The sequence below is a fragment of the Rhodococcus sp. NPDC059968 genome (genome assembly GCF_042738615.1).
Classification (GTDB): Bacteria; Actinomycetota; Actinomycetes; order Mycobacteriales; family Mycobacteriaceae; genus Rhodococcus_F.
On record NZ_JBHWUE010000278.1, the window covers coordinates 1 to 1,395 of the forward strand.

Consider the following 1,395-nt stretch of genomic DNA (forward strand, 5'->3'; position numbering starts at 1 on the left):
GTGCCCCTCCTTACGTTTGTGTGGGCAGTCTTACCTCGATTCCGCCGAGATTGAGATAGATCATCGCCTTGAGTGATTTTGCTGAATGATGACCGTAACCGCGGGCATTGATCAGTCTGATCTTCGAGTTGATCCCCTCGATAAGGGCATTGGATATCCCCAACTCGATTGCTGCACAGATTTGCTCGGATTTCTTGTCGATCATGCGCGCCAGTTGTACGAACGCGTTGATCCCGCAGGACTGCGCTTCTTCGATCCACCGCCGTAGATACCGTGCAGCGTTCTGGGGCGCGATCTTGCGGTAGAGATCGCGGAACTGCTCCTTCAGACGCCACGCTGTCCCGACCTCGGTATCGGCTGCGGTCACCGTCCGCAGCAACGACTTGTGTTTCTTGGTGAGCCGATTCTTACCTAGCCGCAACACTGTTCGAGCTTTACGCCATTCCGGGGCTTGCATCGACAAGGTCCGGCGAACAGACGCCGCGTCGGAGAACACACGATCCAATGCTCGGTTCACCCACTGCATCACATGAAAGGGGTCCATACACTGACGAGCCTGCGGGACGTGATCCTCTGCGGCGGCACGGAAGGCGGGAGAGCCGTCCATCGACACCACCTGCACCTTGTCGCGCTCTTTCGCCGACTGTTGCTCGAAGAACTCCGAAAACGAGTCTCGGCCTCGGCCCTCGGTGATGTAGACGACCTTGCCGGTGTCGTGATCGCCGACGATGGTGAGGTACTTGTGCGGATGCCGGTAGCAGATTTCGTCGACTCCGATTCGATACAAATTCTCGAGCCTGCGCGAGTCGATCAACGCATCGACTGCCCGCGTGACGATGGAGGTGACCGTCCGCCATGCACAGCGCATCAAGGTCGACACCGAGGTCCGATCGGTGCGGGTGACCAACCACAGCACCATGTCCTCGAAGTCGCGTGTATGCCGTGCTGTCGGACGCGCCCACGGAATGTCCTCGGTCCGGACGCCGCAGGTCGGGCACTCGATCCGTCGGATCGGATACTTCAACCACACCTTGTGGCGGCCGAAGTCGAGATGGCGCCAGCGCCGCGGCGCGTGGTCGTAGGCAGCGGCGCTCGTGTAGCCGCATGGGCACTTCACACGGCGTGCTGCGAGCCTGACGGTGACCTCGACGGAGTCGTCTGTGATCGACACATCCGACACCGATGCACCGGGGATTTGAAGCAGACGGTTAAATGCAGTACTGACGCGCACGTGTAGCGGTCCTCCGGGTTGAGGTTGGTGTAGGAACCCCAAAATCTAGAGACCCAACACGTGCGCGTCCCTCATTTCACCGGCAACTCGCCGACCACTGCGTCCAACAACACAACCCACCCTGAACAGCAGAAATGACGCCCACACAAACCTCAGGAGCGCCA

General features: G+C 59.6%; 1 protein-coding gene. It reads right to left on the reverse strand.

Annotated features, from left to right (window positions below):
• Positions 1–10: 10 nt before the first annotated feature.
• A complete protein-coding gene (locus ACFWAY_RS53825) occupies positions 11–1,231 on the reverse strand; it encodes an ISL3 family transposase (protein WP_378516547.1) in 1,221 nt (406 codons plus the stop codon).
• Positions 1,232–1,395 lie beyond the last annotated feature (164 nt).